The sequence below is a fragment of the Pseudomonas sp. KB_15 genome, assembly GCF_052114525.1.
Lineage (GTDB): Bacteria > Pseudomonadota > Gammaproteobacteria > Pseudomonadales > Pseudomonadaceae > Aquipseudomonas.
Genome location: NZ_JBFREX010000136.1, coordinates 1 through 565 on the forward strand (window position 1 = coordinate 1; position 565 = coordinate 565).

Here is a 565-nt window from a genome sequence, read left to right on the forward strand (position 1 = left end):
GTGCGCACGTGTGGCGAGCAACTTCAGCGTGCCTTCGATGCGGCACACCGGGTCGGCGATGTGCCGTCCGGCGCGTTCACGCGCAACAACCTGGTATCGAACCTGCTGTTCGCCGGCGAGCCGCTGCCCGCACTACAGGACGAAGCGGAACGTGGCGTGGCGTATGCCCGGCAGGTGCGGTTCGGGATTGCCATCGGCTTCAGCGAGAACCAGCTGGCGCTGATCCGCATGCTGCGCGGCATCACCCCGACGTTCGGCTATCTGGATGGCGAACACTTCAGCGAAAGCCTCGTCGAACCGGGCCTTTCGCTCGCGTCGCCGGTATTCGCCTGCTGGTACTGGATCCGGAAACTGCAGGCGCGGTATTTTGCCGGCGACCTTGCGGCAGCCATGGATGCCGCCGCCCATGCCAAGGCGCTGCTCTGGTCCTCGTACTCGTTCCTCGAGGAAGCCGAGTACTACTTCTATGGCGCGCTGGCCCGGGCGGGCCTCTGCGATGCGCTCCCGGCCGGCGACCAGCAGTCGCATCTGGACATCCTGGCCGACCATCACCGGGAACTGCAAG

General features: G+C 66.0%; 1 pseudogene. It reads left to right on the plus strand.

Features of this window, described 5'->3' with window-relative positions:
• Nucleotides 1-565 (plus strand): annotated as a pseudogene (locus AB4Z35_RS30075) (protein kinase); the annotation flags it as partial.